Source organism: Patiriisocius sp. 208BN25-11 (assembly GCF_058147145.1).
Genome location: NZ_JBYVJY010000083.1, coordinates 1 through 257, shown reverse-complemented (window position 1 = coordinate 257; position 257 = coordinate 1). Strand labels below are relative to the sequence as shown.

Below are 257 nucleotides of genomic sequence, written 5' to 3'. Positions count from 1 at the left end.
TCTAGATTTTCTGCTGGTGCTATGATCCCCGGAATTACTTCTTGTACAGGGGTTCCTCCATGGATTGTAAAACTTACAGGCACATTTGATATAGGATCTATCCCTAAATTACGAACCGTTACCGTTACACTTTCTGGCATTCCTAGTGCACCATCTTCTGGTTGCGAAATGTCAATCACAGCAGCATCTAAAGCAGCATCTGGAGCAATTTGAAATACAGCGACATGATTTGTAAATCTATATTCTGTGATAAACCA

The 257-nt window shown here is 40.5% G+C and carries 1 protein-coding gene; it reads right to left on the bottom strand.

The genetic code is table 11. From position 1 onward, the window contains the following. Window positions 1–257: hypothetical protein (locus ACY2RS_RS15655; protein ID WP_490099597.1), on the bottom strand; the 257-nt coding region annotated here is incomplete at both ends.